Below are 17,151 nucleotides of genomic sequence, written 5' to 3' on the forward strand. Positions count from 1 at the left end.
ATGGGTTATGCCGACGAGCTTTTCGATCTGACCGACCGCGTCTTCCTGATCACCGGGGGTAGCCGCGGCCTGGGCCGCGAGATGGCGTTCGGTGCGGCCCGCTGCGGTGCCGACGTGGTGATCGCGAGCCGCAACATGGACAACTGCGTCTCCACCGCCAAGGAGATCGAGGCGGAGACCGGCCGTTCGGCCATGCCTTATCAGGTGCACGTGGGGCGCTGGGATCAGCTCGACGGCCTGGTCGGTGCGACCTACGAACGGTTCGGCAAGGTCGACACGCTGATCAACAACGCGGGCATGTCCCCGCTGTACGACAAGCTGACCGATGTGACCGAGAAGCTGTTCGACGCCGTGGTCAACCTCAACCTCAAGGGCCCATTCCGCTTGTCGGCGTTGGTGGGTGAGCGCATGGTGGCGGCCGGCCGGGGCTCGATCATCAACGTGAGTACGGCCGGCTCACTGCGGCCTACGCCGGACATCATCCCCTACGCCGCGTCCAAGGCCGGGCTCAACGCCATGACCGAGGCGCTGGCGAAGGCGTTCGGTCCGGCGGTGCGGGTCAACACGCTGATGGCCGGCCCGTTTCTCACCGACGTGAGCAAGGCCTGGAATCTCGGGGCGGCCGAACAGAATCCGTTCAAGCACCTTTCGTTGCAGCGCGCGGGCGATCCGCGCGAAATCGTCGGCGCGGCAATGTTCCTGGCGTCCGACGCGTCCAGTTTCACCACCGGCTCGATCCTGCGGGCCGACGGCGGGATCCCCTGACGTGGCGATCGCAAGCGCGGCGCAGCCGGGCGCAGCGGGTCGCCACAATCGACATGAGCCGGGCGCAGCGGGTCGCCACAATCGACATGAGCCGGGCGCAGCGGGACGCCACCAGTGAAAGGAGTGTTCAAATGTCCTGGGACTTTTCTACCGAGCCGGAGTTCGAGGAGAAGCTCGAGTGGATCCGCGGCTTCGTTCGCGACGAGGTGGAACCGCTCGAGGTGCTGTTTCCCGGCTGCGAGTTTCTGCCGCTGAACGACGAGCGGCGCCGCATTGTGGACCCGCTCAAGCAGCAGGTGCGCGACAAGGGTTTGTGGGCACCGCATCTGGGGCCCGAACTGGGCGGGCAGGGATTCGGTGCCGTCAAGCTGACCCTGATCAACGAGATCCTGGGCCGCAGCCCGTGGGCGCCGATCGTGTTCGGAACGCAAGCGCCCGACACCGGCAACGCCGAGATCATCGCCCGCTTCGGAACCCAGGAACAGAAGGACCGTTACCTGGCGGGCCTGCTGTCCGGTGAGATTTTCTCGTGCTTCTCGATGACCGAACCGCAGGGCGGCGCGGATCCGCGGGTCTTCACCACCCGCGCCGTCCGCGACGGCGACGACTGGGTGATCACCGGGCGAAAGTACTTCTCCTCCAACGCGTCCGTCGCCTCGTTCTTCATCGTCGTCGCGATCACCGATCCCGATGTGCCGGTCCATACCGGTGCGTCGACGTTTTTGATCCCCGCCGGCACCGAGGGGCTGGTCCTGGAGGCCAATCACCACCTGGTCGGGGCCGACCCGCACGAGCCGGGCCATTCACTGGTGCACTACAACGACGTGCGGGTGCCCGCCGACGCGCTGCTCGGCGAGCCCGGCCAGGGCTTTTTGATATTGCAGACCCGGCTGGCCGGTGGGCGGCTGCATCACGCGATGCGCTCCATCGGGATGGCGCAACGCGCCGTCGAGATCATGTCCCGCCGGGCGAAAAGCCGCTTCACTCAGGGCAGTCTGCTGGCCGACAAGCAACTGGTCCAGGAGTTCGTCGCCGACTCGTACACCGAGCTGATCCCGTTCCGGCTGACCGTGCTGCACGCCGCATGGCTGATCGACAACGGTGAGGAGCGCGCCGCCCGCGCCGAGATCGCCGCCTGCAAGATCCTGGCATCGCAGGTACTCAAATCGATTGCACTGCGGGCCATTCAGGTGCACGGGGCGTTGGGGCTCACCGATCAGCTGCCGTTGGTCAACGTACTGCTGGGCGGCATCGCGCTGGGCCTGGCCGACGGACCGACCGAGGCCCACAAGGTCAACCTGGCCCGGATGCTGCTCAAGGGTTACGAGGCCGAGGAGGGTGACTGGCCCAGCGAGATGCTCGACGTGCGACGCGCGGCTGCGCGCTCCAAATACGGTGAGTTCGTTGACCTCTGACCGGGTGACCGCAGCGGTCGAGCGGGCACTGGATGACCGCCAGCGGGAGGCCACCGAGGAGGTGGAGCGCATCCTGGCCGCCGCGGTGCGCGTCATGGAACGCGTCGCACCCGAACCGCCGCGGGTCAGCGACATCGTCGCCGAGGCGAATTCGTCGAACAAGGCGTTCTACCGCTACTTCGCCGGCAAGGACGATCTGATCCTGGCCGTCATGGAACGCGGGGTGGGCATCGTGGTGTCCTACCTCGAGCATCAGATGGCCAAGGAACCCGAGCCGCGCGACAAGGTCGCGCGGTGGATCGAGGGCACGCTGGCCCAGGTGGCCGACCCGCACCTGATCAGCATGACCCGCGCGGCGGCCGGCCAGATGTCGGCCGGTACCAGCTGGCGCGCGGCCGACCAGGAGATGATGCGGCCGCTTCGCGAGCTTCTGGTTGAACCCATTGCGGCGCTGGGCAGTAGCGACGTCGAGCGCGATGTCCAGGCGGTGTTCAGCTGCACCGCCGCGACCATGCGCCGCTATGTGGGCTCGGCCGACCGGCCCGGCCCCGACGACATCGCACACGTGGTGCGGTTCTGCTTACGTGGTCTGGAGGCCAGTTGATGCGCGCGGTGATCTGTCGTTCCTACGGCGCTCCCGAGGATCTGGTGATCGACGACGTGCCCGATCCCGTCGCGGCCCCGGGCCAGTTGCTGGTGCGGGTCCGCGCGGCCGCGGTCAACTTCCCCGACGTGCTGTTCATCGCCGGCAAGTACCAGGTCAAGATTCCGCCGCCGTTCATCCCCGGCAACGAGATCGCCGGCGAGGTCATCGCCGCCGGTGACGGCGCGCCGTTCCGTCCCGGACAACGGGTTTCCGGAACCACCTTCGGGGCGTTCGCCGAGCAGGCGCTGCTGGACGCGGGGCAGGCCGAACTCGTGCCCGACGATGCCGACTTCGCCTCCGCCGCCGCATTCGGCGTCACCTACCGCACCGCCTATCACGCGCTGCGCTCGACGGCCGCTGTCACACAAGGACATTGGGTGGTCGTGCTCGGCGCCGCGGGCGGCGTGGGACTGGCCGCGGTCGACCTGGCGGTCGCGATGGGGGCCCGGGTGCTGGCCGCGGCATCCAGCCCGGAGAAGCTCCAGCTGTGCCGGCAGCGCGGCGCCGAGGCGACCGTGGACTATGACCGCGAGGACCTGAAGACGCGGATCCGTGAGCTCACCGGCGACAGCGCCCGCGTGGTGCTGGACCCGGTGGGCGGATCGTATTCGGAGCCGGCGCTGCGCGGGCTCGCGCGTGGCGGCACCTTCGTCACGCTGGGCTATGCGGCCGGCACAATCCCGGCGATTCCGCTGAATCTCATTCTGCTCAAAGACATCTGCGTGCGCGGCATGGAGATTCGCACGTTCATGACCGACCGGCCCGACGACGCCGTTCGCGACCTCAGGGAGTTGGCACAGATGTTCGCCGCCGGCACGGTGCGGCCCTACATCGGCGCGCGGTTCCCGCTGTCGGAGACGGCCGCGGCCTTACGGCATGTGGCCGACCGCAAGGTGCTGGGCAAGGTGGTGATCGACGTCGCCTGACGCGGCGTCACGGCGTGACGATGTTGAAATTCGGGTCTGGGCCGTCGAGCACACTGAGCAGGTCCTGCAGCGCGCTCTGATCACCGGTAAGCTCCAGGCCGGGCGAGCTGAAGTCGCCCAGCAGCACCGCGAGAAGCCGAATCTTGTTGGTCAATCTTATCGTAACGGTTGCCGCCGAGGGATCGGGTGCCGCCTTGCGGCGCACCAGCACCCCGTTGCGCAGGGTGAGCCGATAGTTGACGGCGGTATCGGCGAAGGCGACGTCGATGGCGATATCCAGATCCCAGCTGCGTGGCCCGTTGACCCGAATGGCCAGACCGTCGAAGATCTGCTCCGGCGTCAGTTGCGACATCATGGTGGGCGAGGCAACCTGGCCCGCGGTGCCGAAGTTGCCGTCGCGCAATTCGGTGGCCCCGCTCAAAAAGAAATTGCGCCAGGTCGCGTTTTCGGCACCGTAGGCGAGTTGCTCGAGGGTGTCCGAATACAGCGCGCGGGCGGCCGCGTGCTCGCTGTCGGTGAAGATCGCGTGGTCCAGCAGCGTTGCGGCCCAACGAAAGTCCCCGGAGTCAAAAGCCGCCCTGGCGAGCTCGACGACTCGGTCGATTCCGCCCATCGCCTCGACATACCGGGGCCCCAGCGCCTCGGGAGGATGGGGCCATAGCCGGCCGGGGTTGCCGTCGAACCAACCCATGTAGCGCTGGTAGATCGCCTTCACGTTGTGGCTGACCGATCCGTAATAGCCATGCGTATGCCAGGCCCGCTCGAGAGCCGGTGGCATCTGGAATATTTCGGCTATCTCGACGCCGGTATGGCCCTGGTTGAGCAGCCGCAGCGTCTGGTCGTGCAAGTACGCGTACATGTCGCGCTGCAGCGACAAGAACTCGACGATGCTGTCCCGACCCCAGGTCGGCCAGTGATGGGAAGCGAACACGACATCGGCGCGATCGGCAAACGTGTCAATCGCTTCAGTGAGATAACCTGACCAGGCGTGCGGGTCACGCACCAGTGCGCCGCGCAAGGTCAGCAGATTGTGCAGGTTGTGCGTGGCGTTCTCGGCCATACACAAGGCGCGAAAACGTGGGAAATAGAAGTGCATTTCGGCGGGCGCCTCGGTGCCCGGCGCCATCTGGAATTCGATCTTCACACCGTCGATGGTGTGTGTCTCACCGGTGGCGCGGATGTCGACGGTCGGCACGATGAGGGCCACCTCGCCGGTGGACGTCGCCTGCCCGAGCCCACAACCGACGTGAGTCCGGGGCCCGCGTTCCAGCATCGAGCCGTACATGTAGGTCGCCCGTCGCAGCATCGCCGGTCCGGCGTAGACGTTCTCCTGCACCGCATGCTCGACGAAGCCCTCCGGCGCCAGGACGGCCACCGCACCGGCATCCACCTCTGCCTGCGAGGTGACGCCCAATACGCCGCCGAAATGGTCGACGTGGCTGTGCGTGTAGATCACCGCGACGACGGCGCGCTCGCCACCCCGGTGGGTGCGATACAACGCCAGCGCCGCCGCGGCCACCTCCGTGGACACCAGGGGGTCGATGACGATGATGCCGTTGTCGGATTCCACGAACGTGACGTTCGAGATGTCAAAGCCGCGAACCTGATAGATGCCCGGAACCACTTCGTAGAGGCCCTGTTTGGCGGCCAGCGTCGACTGTCGCCAGAGACTGGGATGCACCGACGCCGGTGCGGGGCCGCCCAGGAACGAGTAGGCATCGTTGTCCCAGACCACCCGCCCGTCGGCCGCTCTGATCACGCACGGCGACTCCGCGGCGATGAATCCCCGGTCGGCGTCGGCGAAATCCGTTTCATCATGAAACGGCAGCACATGGTCGCGATGAGCCGACTCGATGACGGCGCTGGGAGGCTTGTGGTCCACCCTGACAACCATGCCATTAACGCGCCGCCCGCCAAGGCCATTCGGACGGCTTTTCGTCGTCCAATTAATGAATACAGCAACAATTTCTTCGGGTTCTGGATCGCGGCCCAGTTAACCCGCATACTGCCCAGACGGCCCTCAATGCCGAGGACCGCAACTATCGGGCAAAGGAGAACAGGTGAAGCGTCAACTGACGGTGGCGGTGGCCGGTGCGGCAATTCTTGCCGCGGGAATATCGGGCTGTTCAAGCAACAAATCAAATGGCGTTTCGACCTCGGTGCCGGGAGGCTCCGTGTCGGCCGGCGGCAACAACTCGTCGAAGGTCATCATCGACGGCAAGGACCAGAACGTCCAAGGCACCACTATTTGCACCAAGGCCGGCGGCAACATCTCAATCGCGGTCGGTGGGAACCAGACCGGGATCAGCGTCGTGCTCGCCGACGCCAATCCGCTCGCGGTGAAGGCGGTCCAGCTCGGCAACGTCAACGGCGTGACGCTTCAGTACGCACAAGGTAGCCAGGGCAATGCCTCGGCGACCAAGGACGGCAACACCTACAAGATCACCGGCAGCGCCACCGGCGTCGACATGGCGAACCCGATGCAGCAGGTGAACAAGCCGTTCGAAATCGACGCGACTTGCTCCTGACCTAACCGACAGCGGGCGGTTGCCATCCGTTGGGTGGCAACCGCACCGTGAATTCGGTACGACCCGGCGCGCTGTCCACCGCGATAGTTCCGTTGTGCGCCTTGACAACCGCCGAGGCGATCGCCAGGCCCAGCCCGGTACTGCCGCCCTTGCGAGAACGCGACGAGTCACCGCGGGCGAACCGTTCGAAAACCTCGGATTGCAGCGCCGCCGGGATGCCGGGCCCGTTGTCGATCACCTGCAGCACGGTGTGCGACGGCTCGGCGCTCAACCGCGTCGTCACGACGGTGCCCGCCCCGGTGTGGACCCGGGCGTTGGCAAGCAGATTGGCCAGCACCTGGTGTAGCCGCGCCGCATCCCCGGTGACGACCACCGGCTCTTCGGGCAGGTCGAGTTCCCATTGATGATCGGGCCCGGCGACGTGAGCGTCGCTGACCGCGTCCACCGCCAACCGCGACAGATCCACCGGTTCGCGTTCCAGCGGACGGCCGGAGTCCAGGCGGGCCAGCAGCAGCAGGTCCTCGACAAGGCGCGTCATCCGCTCGGTCTCGGAGGCCACCCGGCTCATCGCCTGCGCCACCGCCTCGCGGTCGTCGCCCATCCGTTGAGTCAGTTCGGTGTAGCCGCGGATCGCCGCCAGCGGCGTACGCAGCTCGTGGCTGGCGTCGGCGACGAATTGGCGAACCCGCGTCTCGCTGGCCTGCCGCGCCGACAGCGCCGCCGCGATGTGGTCCAGCATCTGGTTGAGGGCCGCGCCGAGTTGCCCCACCTCGGTGGAGGGGTTCGCGTCGGATTCGCGCACCCGCACCGGGAGTTCGACCTCGCCGCGCGCCAGAGGCAAGCCGGCTACCTCGCTCGCCGTTTGCGCGACGCGACGCAGGGGCGCCAGCGCCCGCCTGATGATGACCACACCGGCCGTGGTCGCGGCAACCAGCGCGATGACGGTGACAATCCCGAAGATGACCAGCATCCGCATCAGGGTGGCGTCGATGTTGGCCATCGACAGGCCGGTGACGATGACATCGCCGCCGTTGCGGCTCGGGGCCGCGACCACCCGGTAGCGGCCCAGCCCGTCGAGGCTCAGGGTCACCGGCTTGCGGCTGTCGGCGATCCCGGACAGCTGCAGCTGGGCGGTCGGGGTCAGCTCGGCCCGGTCGCCGCTGCTCGTCGTGTAGCCGGCATCCACCGTGTTCCCGTGGCTGACGACCGCTGCCACCATGCCCGCCGGTTGGCCCGGGGCGTCCAGGAATCGCGGGCCGGGGCCCGGCCTCGGATAGACGTGTTGATGCCGCCAGCCCGAGTGCGGCGGCTCGGGATACATGAGCGCCGAGCGGTAGGAGGTGCCGGCAAGCTGCCCGTCGAGCTGGGCCACCAGGTGATGCAGCAGCGCCAGTTCGGTCGCCGCGGTGATGCCCACGCAGACGAGCGCCAACACGACGATCTGACCGACCAGCAGCCGCAGGCGAAGCGACCAGGCCCTTCGCGTGTCAGCGGGCCGGCTTGAGGACATAACCCGCGCCGCGCAGCGTGTGGATCATCGGTTCCCGGCCGTTGTCGATCTTCTTGCGCAGGTATGAAATGTAAAGCTCGACGATGTTGGACCGGCCGCCGAAGTCGTAACTCCATACCCGGTCCAGGATTTGGGCTTTACTCAGCACCCGCTTGGAGTTGCGCATCATGAATCGCAACAGCTCAAACTCGGTGGAGGTCAACGAGATTGGCTCACCCGCCCGGGTGACCTCATGACTGTCCTCGTCGAGCACGAGGTCGCCGACCACCAGTTGCGCGCCGCTGTCCACCGTCGTCACACCGGTGCGGCGCAACAGCGCGCGCAGGCGCAGCACGACTTCTTCGATGCTGAACGGTTTGGTGACATAGTCGTCGCCGCCCGCCGTCAGGCCGGCGATGCGATCTTCCACCGCGTCCTTGGCAGTCAGCAACAGCACCGGCAGTTGCGGGTTCTCTTCGCGAAGTTTGTGCAAGACGTCAAGGCCGCTCATGTCGGGCAGCATCACGTCCAGAACAACCACATCGGGTCGCTGCGAGCGGGCGTTCGCGATGGCCGATGCCCCGTCACCGGCGGTGGATATGTTCCAGCCCTCATACCGCAGTGCCATCGACACCATGTCGGCCAGGACAGATTCGTCGTCTACGACCAAAACGTTGATGGGGTTGCCGTCTGCACGACACATAACAACCCGCTCTACTGAGGCTCGGGGCTGCGTCACAAGTTCCAGTATCCGCCGCGGACTGAGGCAAAGCTATGCCGAACCTATGCTTATCCTGTGAAACGAGTCGCGCGACTCGATACTCCAGTCGAATTGTTAATACCAGTAGCGGCGGCCGGCGACGGGGCGACCGATCGAGCCCAGGATCCACAGGACCGCGCCGATGACCAACAGCACGATACCCAGAGTGGTCAGGATGGGTACGTGGAAGAAATAACCGAGAATAAGCAGGACAATTCCTAAGATAACCATGTCGATTCCTTTGGTTGAGCGGTTAGGCGTTGATTGATTGCATTGAACTTGGTTGCGGCAGATGGCAATCCGTGACTTTTGGATTGACACCGAAGTAATTCAAGGGTCCCGCGATTACGGTCACCGCAACCGTGCCCGCCGAGGCGCAAGATGTGTTGTCGTTTTTGAAGTAATCGCGCTGCCACGCCGCGAAGACTCCGATTAGCAACCACACCAAAGCAACCGTTCCGATGATCCCGCTGCCACGCATCGTGACCTCCAATGTGGTCGAGAAGAAGTTTTCTCGTGGACGAGAAGTTACCCGTTCGACTTATGTCTAAACATGCAATGGGTTATGCGGCAGTACTTGTCGGCGCAGCTCGCGGGGCTAGAGGTGGTCTGCGAGCCAGGTGGCGGCCCGCTTCTTCGACGCCCGGGACAACCAGGCGTCCTGAATCAGCTCAGCTAATTCCGTTCTGCTGATTTCCGCCAGCCGACTGGCCCGCACCAGGACCGAAGGATGACCGTCGAAATGGTCCGTGGTGAAGAACGGCGACGTGGGATCGGAGACCAACGCCAACTTGTCGCTCTCCGATTCCACCCAGAGCATGATCACGTCCGGATAGCGTTCGCCGGTGTCCGGATCGGCAGCGTCCGGCCGGGGTGTCCGGAAGAAGACGAACGACTTGCCGCCGACCTGGTAGATGGCGTTGCCCTTGGGACCCTCCAGGCGCTGAACGTGCGGCATCGCGGCGGCGATCTCACGCACGTCGTCGAGCCGCGCGCATCGTGCAGGCATAACGGCGAGCGTACCGACCGCTCGCGACGGTGGCGAGAGACGTTGCGGCTAAGGGGGTTTGATCAGCCCGCCGCCCGCTGCGCAGACACGTAGAGGGTGGGCGGCATCGAGTCCTCCGCGCCCTGCGGAACGCGGCGGCCGTAGCGGACCATCAAGTCCGCGAACGACGCCGTCGTGACGTCCCAGCCGTGGTCACGCAGCCAGCCGTCGACGGGCGTGCGCTCCTCCGCGTACCAGAGGTCGTCGAAGTCGGTGATCTCGGCGTTGACCAGTTCGGCGGCCGCGGCCCGCATCCGTCGCATGTCGTCGCGCTGGCGCTGCACACGAGCGGGATCGGTGAAGCCCGCGTCGGGCACGTTGGATGCCAGCCGACTGCCCGCAGCGCTCAGCGAGTCGATCCGCTCGAACAGCAGGTCCTGGGCCTGCGCCGGCAGGTAGCGAACCAGTCCCTCGGCCGACCAGACCGCCGGCTTGGAGGCGTCAAATCCCGCCTGCTGCAATGCTTTCGGCCAATCCTGGCGCAGATCGATCGGAACGTTGACCAGCTGCGCCTTGGGCTCCGCCCCGTGCTCACGCAGCGTCTTGGATTTGAACTCCAGCACCTTGGGCTGGTCGAGCTCGTAGACGACCGTACCGTCGGGCCACGGGAGGCGCCAGCTGCGTGCGTCCAGGCCGGCCGCCAGGATCACCACCTGCCGAACGCCGGCGTCCGCGGCGCCGAGGAAGAACTCGTCGAAGAACGCCGTCCGGGTCGCCATGAAGTCGACCATCAGCTGAAGGCGATCGCGCAGATCCGGCTCGATGTCGCCCGCCTTGGCCAGCAGCGCCGGATCGGCGTAGATGCTCCACATGCCCTCGCCCGCGGCGTCGACGAACACGCGCGCGAACGGATCGTTGATCAGTGGGTTCTCGCTCTCGGTTTCGGCCGCGCGAGCTGCGGCGACACCCAGCGCCGTGGCGCCCACGCTCTGAGTGATCTCCCAGGAATCATTGTCGGTCCGCGGCATCGCCAGTTCCCTTCCCCAGAAAGTAAGTTATGCACACTATTCTTCCAGCCGCCGCCGCCCGGGGCCGCCCGTCGCCCCTGCCCTAGTCTTTTTCTCAGACGGTCCACAGGTTGCAAGGGAGTGCCATGACGACCACCCCGCGCACGCCGCAGGAGGTGTTCGCCCACCACGGCACCGCGCTGGCCGCGGGCGACCTCGACGAGATCGTCGTCGACTACGGCGAGGATTCGGTGGTGCTCAGCCCCGCCGGCACCGCCCGCGGCAGGGATGCCATCCGGACCGTCTTCGCGACATTGCTCGCCGATCTGCCGGATGCGCGGTGGGACTTGCGGACTCAGCTGTTCGACGGGAACGTGCTGTTCCTGGAGTGGACCGCCGATTCGCCCGTCAACCGGGTTGACGACGGTGTTGACACCTTCGTGTTCCGCGACGGCATGATCCGAGCGCAGACCGTCCGATACACGCCGCACCCGAAGGGCTGAGAAGTGGATTACGTCAACCTGGAAGCCGTAGCGGAGTGGATGTCCGGGCAGGGGCTCGGCGAGGGGCCGCTGCAGGACGTTTCCAACGTCACCGGCGGAACCCAGAACGTGATGCTGCGATTCACCCGGGCCGGCCGCCCGTACGTGCTGCGGCGCGGACCACGGCACCTGCGCCCACGCAGCAACAGCGTGATCTTGCGGGAGACGAAAGTCCTTGCTGCACTGGCGGGTTCCGACGTTCCTCATCCCCACCTGATCGCCGCCTGCGAGGACCCGGGTGTGCTGGGCGATGCCGTCTTCTACCTGATGGACCCGGTCGACGGCTTCAACGCGGGCGAAGGCCTGTTACCGCTGCACGCCGGCGATGCCAAGATCCGGCACGGCATGGGCCTGTCGATGGCCGACGCGCTGGCCAAGCTGGGCGCAGTCGACCACGTCGCGGTGGGTCTCGCGGATTTCGGCAAGCCCGAGGGCTTCCTGGAACGTCAGGTGCCGCGCTGGCTCTCGGAGCTGGAGTCCTACAACGAGTACGACGGCTACCCCGGGCCCGACATCCCCGGCATCGAGGAGGTCTCGGCCTGGCTGGACCGGCACCGGCCGGCCAACTGGACGCCGGGCATCATGCACGGGGACTACCACGCCGCCAACGTGATGTTCTCCCGCACCGGGCCCGACGTGGTCGCGATCGTCGACTGGGAGATGTGCACCATCGGCGACCCACTGCTGGATCTGGGCTGGCTGCTGGCCACCTGGCGCCAGTCCGACGGTTCCAGCGTCTTCAGCCACGCGCTGGGCGGCCAGGACGGATTGGCCAGCACCGAGGAGCTCCTCGAGCGCTACGCCGCCAACACCACCCGCGACCTGTCCCACATCACCTGGTACACCGTGCTGGCCTGCTTCAAGCTCGGGATCGTGATCGAGGGGACGCTGGCCCGGGCCTGCGCCGGCAAGGCGGAGAAGGAGGTCGGCGACCAGTTGCACGCGGCCACGGTGCATCTGTTCGAGCGGGCGCTGGGCCTCATCTCCGACGAGGGATGACCGACTACCATCTCCTCTCGTGCCGCCCTATCCCGAGGAACCGGATTACTACTCCGAGCCCACCGCGTCCGCGCGGTACGGCGGGTCTTACGAACCCGAGCCGCAACCGCCGGAGCCTCCCACGCCGTGGTACCGCCGTCCGGCGGCGCTGGTCGCGACCGGCGCCATCGGGGTCATCCTGCTGGCCGCCCTGGTATACGCGGTGGTCAAGCTCACCAGCGGCTCGCACGCGCCCAGCCCCGCCACGACGACGCCCGTCCCGTCCACCACCGCGCCGGTGACCACCACGGAGCGGGCGCCGCGGCATCACGGGGGCGGCGGCGGTGGCGCGCCGACCGAGACGGTGACCGAGACGGCCCCGCCGCCGAGCACCGACACTCCCACGACGACGGAGCCGCCCACCACGGCAGCACCGAGCACGGAAACCAGCACCGTCACGCAGACCGTGACCGAACCGCCCCGCCGGGGGCCGTTTCAGCCGTTCCAGCCGCGCCCCTAGCGCGGACGACATGCACGCGAGCGGCGGCCTGTGCCGCCCGGCATCGGCAGCGGATGCGGCTGCGTGCGTTGCCATTTACCGGCCGTACGTCGAGCACACGGTCATCAGCTGGGAAACCGACCCAACGGGCAGCTGGCATGACGTCGCGTGGCTACAGCTTGACCTGTCCGCTGCCGCACCGGATGAAGCGCGTGTGGCCGTGCCCGCAGTGGTCAGCGAAACCCCTTAGCGTCACCGCGGCCGCGCGGGCGTACGGATTGTCCCGCCAACACATCTACACCAACTCGGCGGCGTCGACGCCGTCGCCCCCGACGAGCTCTTCGAGCGCTACGCCGCCCGCTTCAAGCTCGGGATCGTGATCCAGAGGACCGCCCCGGGCCTACGCCGGTAAGGCGAAGGAGGCCGACGACCGCCTGCACGCGGCAACGGTGCGCCTGTTCGAGCGGGCGCCGGGCCTCATCTCCAACTACTGATTGATCCGGACGTGAGAAATATGCTCGATTAATTTACTTTGCTATGTCGCTTTAATTGCGGTGACACAGGTGATCAAAATGAATTCAGCACAGACAATCTGCTGGGTAAGTCCTAGCGATGATCATGACACACTGAAGTACGGATGTACTCGAATCAGTAGATCAGTTTATACGCGATGATCTGCGCAGATAAGCATTTCTGTAAATACTGATATCCGTAATGCGCGAACATCATAACCTCATGAGACCACTATGTCTACGGCTAGGTTTATCAGCTTTATTGGTCCTTTTTATTAGCCGATATTCAGGGTTAGCCCTTAGCGTTCTTGGTGTCAGTCCCGAGAAGAAATGAAGGAGCAGCAAATGTCGATTTCCCTGGTTTCAGCCCGCACCGCTATCGCAGGTGCAGTAGGTGCCGGCGCGCTGAGTGGAGCGATGCTGTTCGGCGCCATCCCGATGGCGCAGGCTGCCTCGACGCCCGCCCCCGCCGATGCGGCCACCTCGGCTCCTGCGGTCGCGCCGGGCACCGCCCAGGTCGCGCCCGCGTTCTTCGGGATTCACCACCACCACGACCACCACCACGGCGGCATCCACATCGCGTAGGCCCTGAGCCGGGTGACATCCCGGCAAGCCCCGCGCCGAATATAGGTTTATGCCGATCTGACAACCGTCAGGTCGGCATAAACCTGTTACGGAAGCTTGAGGTGAGCGCGCCCGAAGGGATTCGAACCCCTAACCTTCTGATCCGTAGTCAGATGCTCTATCCGTTGAGCTACGGGCGCTTGTTCTTCAGTTGTCGTTCCGTGTTGCCGCTAAAGGATCTAGCGGAGGCGAGAGGATTTGAACCTCCGGTCCCCTTTGAGGGGGACAACTCATTAGCAGTGAGCCCCATTCGGCCGCTCTGGCACGCCTCCCTTGGACTTTCTGAGGGTACCGACCCCTTTCCGGTCACGCGGAACCGGCCATACTGTACACAGTCGAGACATAGACTGTCGAAGTGACCGCTCGCCTTCGCAACGAACTGGCCGGACTGCCAGTGTATGTCCCCGGTAAGAACGTCCCGGGCTCCATCAAACTGGCCAGCAACGAGACCGTGTACGGCCCGCTGCCCAGCGTGCATGCGGCCATCGAGCGTGCGGTTGCCGTCGTCAACCGCTACCCGGACAACGCCAGCGTGGACCTCAAGGCCGCGCTGGCCATGCACCTGGGTTCCGACGTCGCCCCCGAGCAGATCGCGGTCGGTAGCGGCTCGGTCACCTTGTGCCAGCAGCTGGTTCAGATCACCGCCGCGGCCGGCGACGAGGTGATGATCGGCTGGCGCAGCTTCGAGTGCTATCTGCCCATCATCCAGGTGTCCGGCGCGACCACGGTCAAAGTGCCGCTGACCGATTACACGCACGACCTCGACGCGATGCTCGCCGCGATCACCGACCGCACCCGGCTGATCTTCGTGTGCAACCCGAACAATCCGACATCCACCGTCGTCGACCCGGACGCGCTGACGCGATTCGTCGAGGCCGTGCCGCCGCACGTCCTGATCGCCATCGACGAGGCCTACGTCGAATACATTCGCGACGGCATGCTGCCCAACAGCCTGGAGCTGGCCCTGACGCACAGCAACGTCGTTGTGCTGCGGACGTTTTCGAAGGCCTACGGGTTGGCGGGGCTGCGCTGCGGTTACGCGGTGGGCCACCCGGACCTGATCACCGCGCTGGACAAAGTCGTCATGCCGTTCGCGGTGACGAACGTCGCGCAGGCGGCCGCCATCGCATCGCTCGAGGCGTCCGACGAGCTGATGGCCCGCACCGACGCGCTGGTGATCGAGCGCACCCGCGTGAGCGACGCCCTGCGCGAGGCCGGATTCGAGCTGCCCGCGTCGCAGGCCAACTTCGTCTGGCTGCCACTGGGCGAGCGCACCATGGACTTCACCGAGCAGGCCGCCGACGCGCGCCTGGTGGTGCGGCCGTTCGCGGCCGAAGGCATCCGTGTCACGATTGGTGCGCCGGAGGAGAATGACGCCCTGCTGCGTTTCGCCTGCGACTGGATTGCCCGCACCGAATCGTAAGGAGTCGCCGTGGACCTCGCGCGGAAGAAGTTCATTGAGTTCAAAGAGCGCAGCGGCGACATCGCGGATTCCGAGCTCGACGAATTCTGGGCCGAACTTGCGCCCGCGACGATCGACGGGATGCTCGGCGAGTGGAAGGGCGGCGAGTTTCAGACCGGCCACAAGATGAACGGCCAACTGGAAAAGGCCGGCTGGTACGGCAAGACCTTCAAGTCCGTCCGCGACGTGCAGCCGCTCGTTTGCCTGGACGCCGACGGCAACAAGTTCTCCAACGTGGAGATGGGCAAGGGCGAGGCCAGCCTGTGGCTGGAGGACTTCCGCGGCGAGGTCACCGCCACAATGGTTTACGACGGCCAGCCGGTACACGATCACTTCAAGAAGATCGACGACGCCGCCGTGATGGGCATCATGAACGGCAAGGGTGTCCGGGATAACGGCAAGTACTACTACTTCTATCTCGAACGCGAGCAGTAGCCGCGTCGTCTCGCCGTCGAGCGTGCACTGACGGCTTGGAGTGTGCGTCTAGGGCGGCGACACGCCGTGCGGGCTCGCCGTGGCTTCACATTCAAAGCCCAGGTTTCACACTCGGCCGGATAGGCGGCCCGAGCTAACCCGCCGGGTTGCGGCCGGTGAACGCGACCAGCTGCTCGAGAGCGCCGGCGTCGGCCGGAACCTCGACCGGGTCGTCGAACCCGGCCTGACCGCGTAACTCCGGCCCGATGATCTGGCGCGCCAGCCCTAGCACGTATTCAGACAGCGGCTCGGGCGCGTGGATGTCGTGCCCCACCGCGGTGGCGTAATCCCAAGCGTGGACCAGGAATTCGATCGACAGGACGCCGCACGCGCTGTTCGCGGGCATCTCGCCCTTGCCGAACGGCACCGACCCGTCCAGGCCGTGGCGGTGCCAGGCGTCCAGCGCGGGCCGGGCCGCGGCGATCACCTGGCGCTCGACCGAATCGCCTTCCTCGCGCTCCGGAATCTTCGCGCCCACCATGCCCCCGAGCGCCGAGATCGAGTTCAGCAGATGCCCGGTGAGCGCCGACACGTCGAATTCCGTGCACGGCGTCGGTCGCGACAGGTCGTCGGCGGCGATGGTGTGCAGGACCCGCTGCAGCACTCCCAAGGTGTCCTCGGCGCTGTTCAGCTCGTCGGTGGGCGGGGAATGCGGTCCGGGTCGCAAGTCAGGAGCCATATTCGCCACGCTACGGTCTCGATATGGCGCAAGCATACGAATCCGTCACCGTCGAGACGAAAGACCACGTCGCCCAGGTGACGCTGATGGGACCGGGCAAGGGCAATGCGATGGGACCGGCCTTCTGGTCGGAGATGCCGGAGCTGTTCGCGGCGCTGGACGACGACCCCGAGGTGCGGGCCATCGTGCTGACCGGCTCGGGCAAGAACTTCAGCTACGGCCTGGACGTGCCGGCAATGGGCGGCTCGTTCACCCCGCTGCTGTCCGGCGACGCGCTGGCCGGCCCGCGCGCGGTGTTCCACCGCGAGGTCAAGCGCATGCAGGGCGCGATCACCGCGGTCGCCGACTGCCGCACCCCCACCATCGCCGCGGTGCACGGCTGGTGCATCGGCGGCGGCGTCGACCTGATCTCGGCGGTGGACATCCGCTACGCCAGCGCCGACGCCAAGTTCTCGGTGCGTGAGGTCAAGCTCGCCATCGTCGCCGACGTCGGCAGCCTCGCCCGCCTGCCGATGATCCTCAACGACGGGCACCTGCGCGAGCTGGCGCTGACGGGCAAGGACATCGACGCGGCCCGCGCCGAGAAGATCGGTCTGGTCAACGACGTGTATGCCGACGCCGACGCCACCCTGGCCGCGGCGCACGCCACCGCCGCGGAGATCGCCGCCAATCCCCCGCTGACCGTGCACGGCGTCAAGGACGTTCTCGACCAGCATCGCACCGCGGCCGTCTCGGCGAGCCTGCGGTATGTGGCGGCCTGGAACGCGGCCTTCCTGCCGTCCAAGGACCTGACCGAGGGCATCTCGGCGACGTTCGAGAAGCGCCCGCCGCAGTTCACCGGGGAGTAGTCGCGCGCC

General features: G+C 66.3%; 20 protein-coding genes, 2 tRNA genes and 1 pseudogene. 13 read left to right on the forward strand and 10 right to left on the reverse strand.

What is annotated here, in order from left to right:
- The 4 genes from B8W69_RS16605 to B8W69_RS16620 all read left to right on the forward strand — a co-directional run bounded on the left by B8W69_RS16605 (window position 1) and on the right by B8W69_RS16620 (window position 3,752).
- Entirely contained in the window at window positions 1-765 is a 765-nt protein-coding gene (locus tag B8W69_RS16605) for an SDR family NAD(P)-dependent oxidoreductase (RefSeq protein ID WP_085290914.1), read from the forward strand.
- 131 nt (window positions 766-896) lie between these two features.
- Entirely contained in the window at window positions 897-2,180 is a 1,284-nt protein-coding gene (locus B8W69_RS16610) for an acyl-CoA dehydrogenase family protein (protein WP_085290972.1), read from the forward strand.
- Window positions 2,161-2,784 (forward strand): TetR/AcrR family transcriptional regulator, encoded by a 624-nt coding sequence (locus tag B8W69_RS16615; protein WP_085290915.1) that lies wholly within the window; start codon window positions 2,161-2,163, stop codon window positions 2,782-2,784. The genes B8W69_RS16610 and B8W69_RS16615 overlap by 20 nt, the downstream gene beginning before the upstream one ends.
- Complete coding sequence (locus B8W69_RS16620; protein WP_085290916.1) at window positions 2,784-3,752, forward strand: NADPH:quinone oxidoreductase family protein; 969 nt, start codon at window positions 2,784-2,786, stop codon at window positions 3,750-3,752. The genes B8W69_RS16615 and B8W69_RS16620 overlap by 1 nt, the downstream gene beginning before the upstream one ends.
- A 7-nt stretch (window positions 3,753-3,759) precedes the next feature.
- On the opposite strand, the gene B8W69_RS16625 is transcribed toward B8W69_RS16620, so the two are convergent.
- Window positions 3,760-5,634, reverse strand: coding sequence for an alkyl/aryl-sulfatase (locus tag B8W69_RS16625; RefSeq protein WP_439330621.1), 1,875 nt, complete (start codon window positions 5,632-5,634; stop codon window positions 3,760-3,762).
- Window positions 5,635-5,812: 178 nt separating this feature from the next.
- Between B8W69_RS16625 and B8W69_RS16630 the strand changes: the two genes are divergently transcribed.
- A complete protein-coding gene (locus B8W69_RS16630; protein ID WP_085290918.1) occupies window positions 5,813-6,280 on the forward strand; it encodes a lipoprotein LpqH in 468 nt (155 codons plus the stop codon).
- Window position 6,281: 1 nt separating this feature from the next.
- On the opposite strand, the gene B8W69_RS16635 is transcribed toward B8W69_RS16630, so the two are convergent.
- From B8W69_RS16635 to B8W69_RS16655, 6 genes are all read right to left on the reverse strand, one after another.
- Window positions 6,282-7,790: a sensor histidine kinase gene (locus tag B8W69_RS16635; protein ID WP_085290919.1), complete on the reverse strand. Its 1,509-nt coding sequence runs from the start codon at window positions 7,788-7,790 to the stop codon at window positions 6,282-6,284.
- The gene (locus B8W69_RS16640; protein ID WP_064953923.1) at window positions 7,768-8,472 is read right to left on the reverse strand and encodes a response regulator transcription factor; all 705 of its coding nucleotides are present in this window, start codon (window positions 8,470-8,472) and stop codon (window positions 7,768-7,770) included. Before B8W69_RS16640 ends, B8W69_RS16635 begins: the two co-directional genes overlap by 23 nt.
- Before the next feature lie 132 nt (window positions 8,473-8,604).
- Window positions 8,605-8,760: a DUF6131 family protein gene (locus tag B8W69_RS30660; RefSeq protein WP_165762628.1), complete on the reverse strand. Its 156-nt coding sequence runs from the start codon at window positions 8,758-8,760 to the stop codon at window positions 8,605-8,607.
- A 22-nt stretch (window positions 8,761-8,782) separates the two neighbouring features.
- Entirely contained in the window at window positions 8,783-9,022 is a 240-nt protein-coding gene (locus B8W69_RS16645) for a hypothetical protein (protein WP_085290920.1), read from the reverse strand.
- Between the two features lie 105 nt (window positions 9,023-9,127).
- Complete coding sequence (locus B8W69_RS16650; protein ID WP_085290921.1) at window positions 9,128-9,538, reverse strand: MmcQ/YjbR family DNA-binding protein; 411 nt, start codon at window positions 9,536-9,538, stop codon at window positions 9,128-9,130.
- Between the two features lie 62 nt (window positions 9,539-9,600).
- Entirely contained in the window at window positions 9,601-10,545 is a 945-nt protein-coding gene (locus B8W69_RS16655; RefSeq protein WP_085290922.1) for a class I SAM-dependent methyltransferase, read from the reverse strand.
- A gap of 125 nt (window positions 10,546-10,670) precedes the next feature.
- Between B8W69_RS16655 and B8W69_RS16660 the strand changes: the two genes are divergently transcribed.
- The 5 genes and pseudogenes from B8W69_RS16660 to B8W69_RS30330 all read left to right on the forward strand — a co-directional run bounded on the left by B8W69_RS16660 (window position 10,671) and on the right by B8W69_RS30330 (window position 13,640).
- Window positions 10,671-11,027 carry a nuclear transport factor 2 family protein gene (locus tag B8W69_RS16660; RefSeq protein ID WP_085290923.1) on the forward strand — a complete coding sequence of 119 codons (357 nt, stop codon included), beginning with the start codon at window positions 10,671-10,673 and terminating at the stop codon, window positions 11,025-11,027.
- Between the two features lie 39 nt (window positions 11,028-11,066).
- Entirely contained in the window at window positions 11,067-12,065 is a 999-nt protein-coding gene (locus B8W69_RS16665) for a phosphotransferase family protein (RefSeq protein WP_085290973.1), read from the forward strand.
- Window positions 12,066-12,084: 19 nt separating this feature from the next.
- The gene (locus B8W69_RS16670; protein WP_085290924.1) at window positions 12,085-12,564 is read left to right on the forward strand and encodes a hypothetical protein; all 480 of its coding nucleotides are present in this window, start codon (window positions 12,085-12,087) and stop codon (window positions 12,562-12,564) included.
- A gap of 277 nt (window positions 12,565-12,841) precedes the next feature.
- Window positions 12,842-13,037, forward strand: a pseudogene (locus B8W69_RS32005) (phosphotransferase family protein); the annotation flags it as partial.
- A 363-nt stretch (window positions 13,038-13,400) separates the two neighbouring features.
- Window positions 13,401-13,640, forward strand: a complete 240-nt coding sequence (locus tag B8W69_RS30330) for a hypothetical protein (RefSeq protein WP_133058008.1) — start codon at window positions 13,401-13,403, stop codon at window positions 13,638-13,640.
- Window positions 13,641-13,746: 106 nt separating this feature from the next.
- On the opposite strand, the gene B8W69_RS16675 is transcribed toward B8W69_RS30330, so the two are convergent.
- Window positions 13,747-13,819 (reverse strand) — tRNA-Arg (locus B8W69_RS16675).
- 43 nt (window positions 13,820-13,862) lie between these two features.
- Window positions 13,863-13,951, reverse strand: a tRNA-Ser gene (locus B8W69_RS16680).
- 83 nt (window positions 13,952-14,034) lie between these two features.
- Here B8W69_RS16680 and hisC point away from each other — a divergent pair.
- A complete protein-coding gene (gene hisC, locus B8W69_RS16685) occupies window positions 14,035-15,102 on the forward strand; it encodes a histidinol-phosphate transaminase (RefSeq protein ID WP_085290925.1) in 1,068 nt (355 codons plus the stop codon).
- 9 nt (window positions 15,103-15,111) lie between these two features.
- On the forward strand, window positions 15,112-15,576 hold the full coding sequence (locus B8W69_RS16690) for a DUF4334 domain-containing protein (protein WP_085290926.1): 465 nt from the start codon (window positions 15,112-15,114) through the stop codon (window positions 15,574-15,576).
- Between the two features lie 133 nt (window positions 15,577-15,709).
- Here B8W69_RS16690 and B8W69_RS16695 read toward each other — a convergent pair whose 3' ends face one another.
- Window positions 15,710-16,294, reverse strand: coding sequence for a TIGR03086 family metal-binding protein (locus B8W69_RS16695; RefSeq protein WP_181447420.1), 585 nt, complete (start codon window positions 16,292-16,294; stop codon window positions 15,710-15,712).
- Between the two features lie 23 nt (window positions 16,295-16,317).
- On the opposite strand from B8W69_RS16695, the gene B8W69_RS16700 reads away from it, so the two are divergent.
- Window positions 16,318-17,142, forward strand: a complete 825-nt coding sequence (locus B8W69_RS16700) for a crotonase/enoyl-CoA hydratase family protein (protein ID WP_085290928.1) — start codon at window positions 16,318-16,320, stop codon at window positions 17,140-17,142.
- Window positions 17,143-17,151: the final 9 nt, after the last annotated feature.

The sequence above is a fragment of the Mycolicibacterium vulneris genome, assembly GCF_002104765.1.
In the GTDB taxonomy this organism is placed as follows: domain Bacteria; phylum Actinomycetota; class Actinomycetes; order Mycobacteriales; family Mycobacteriaceae; genus Mycobacterium; species Mycobacterium vulneris.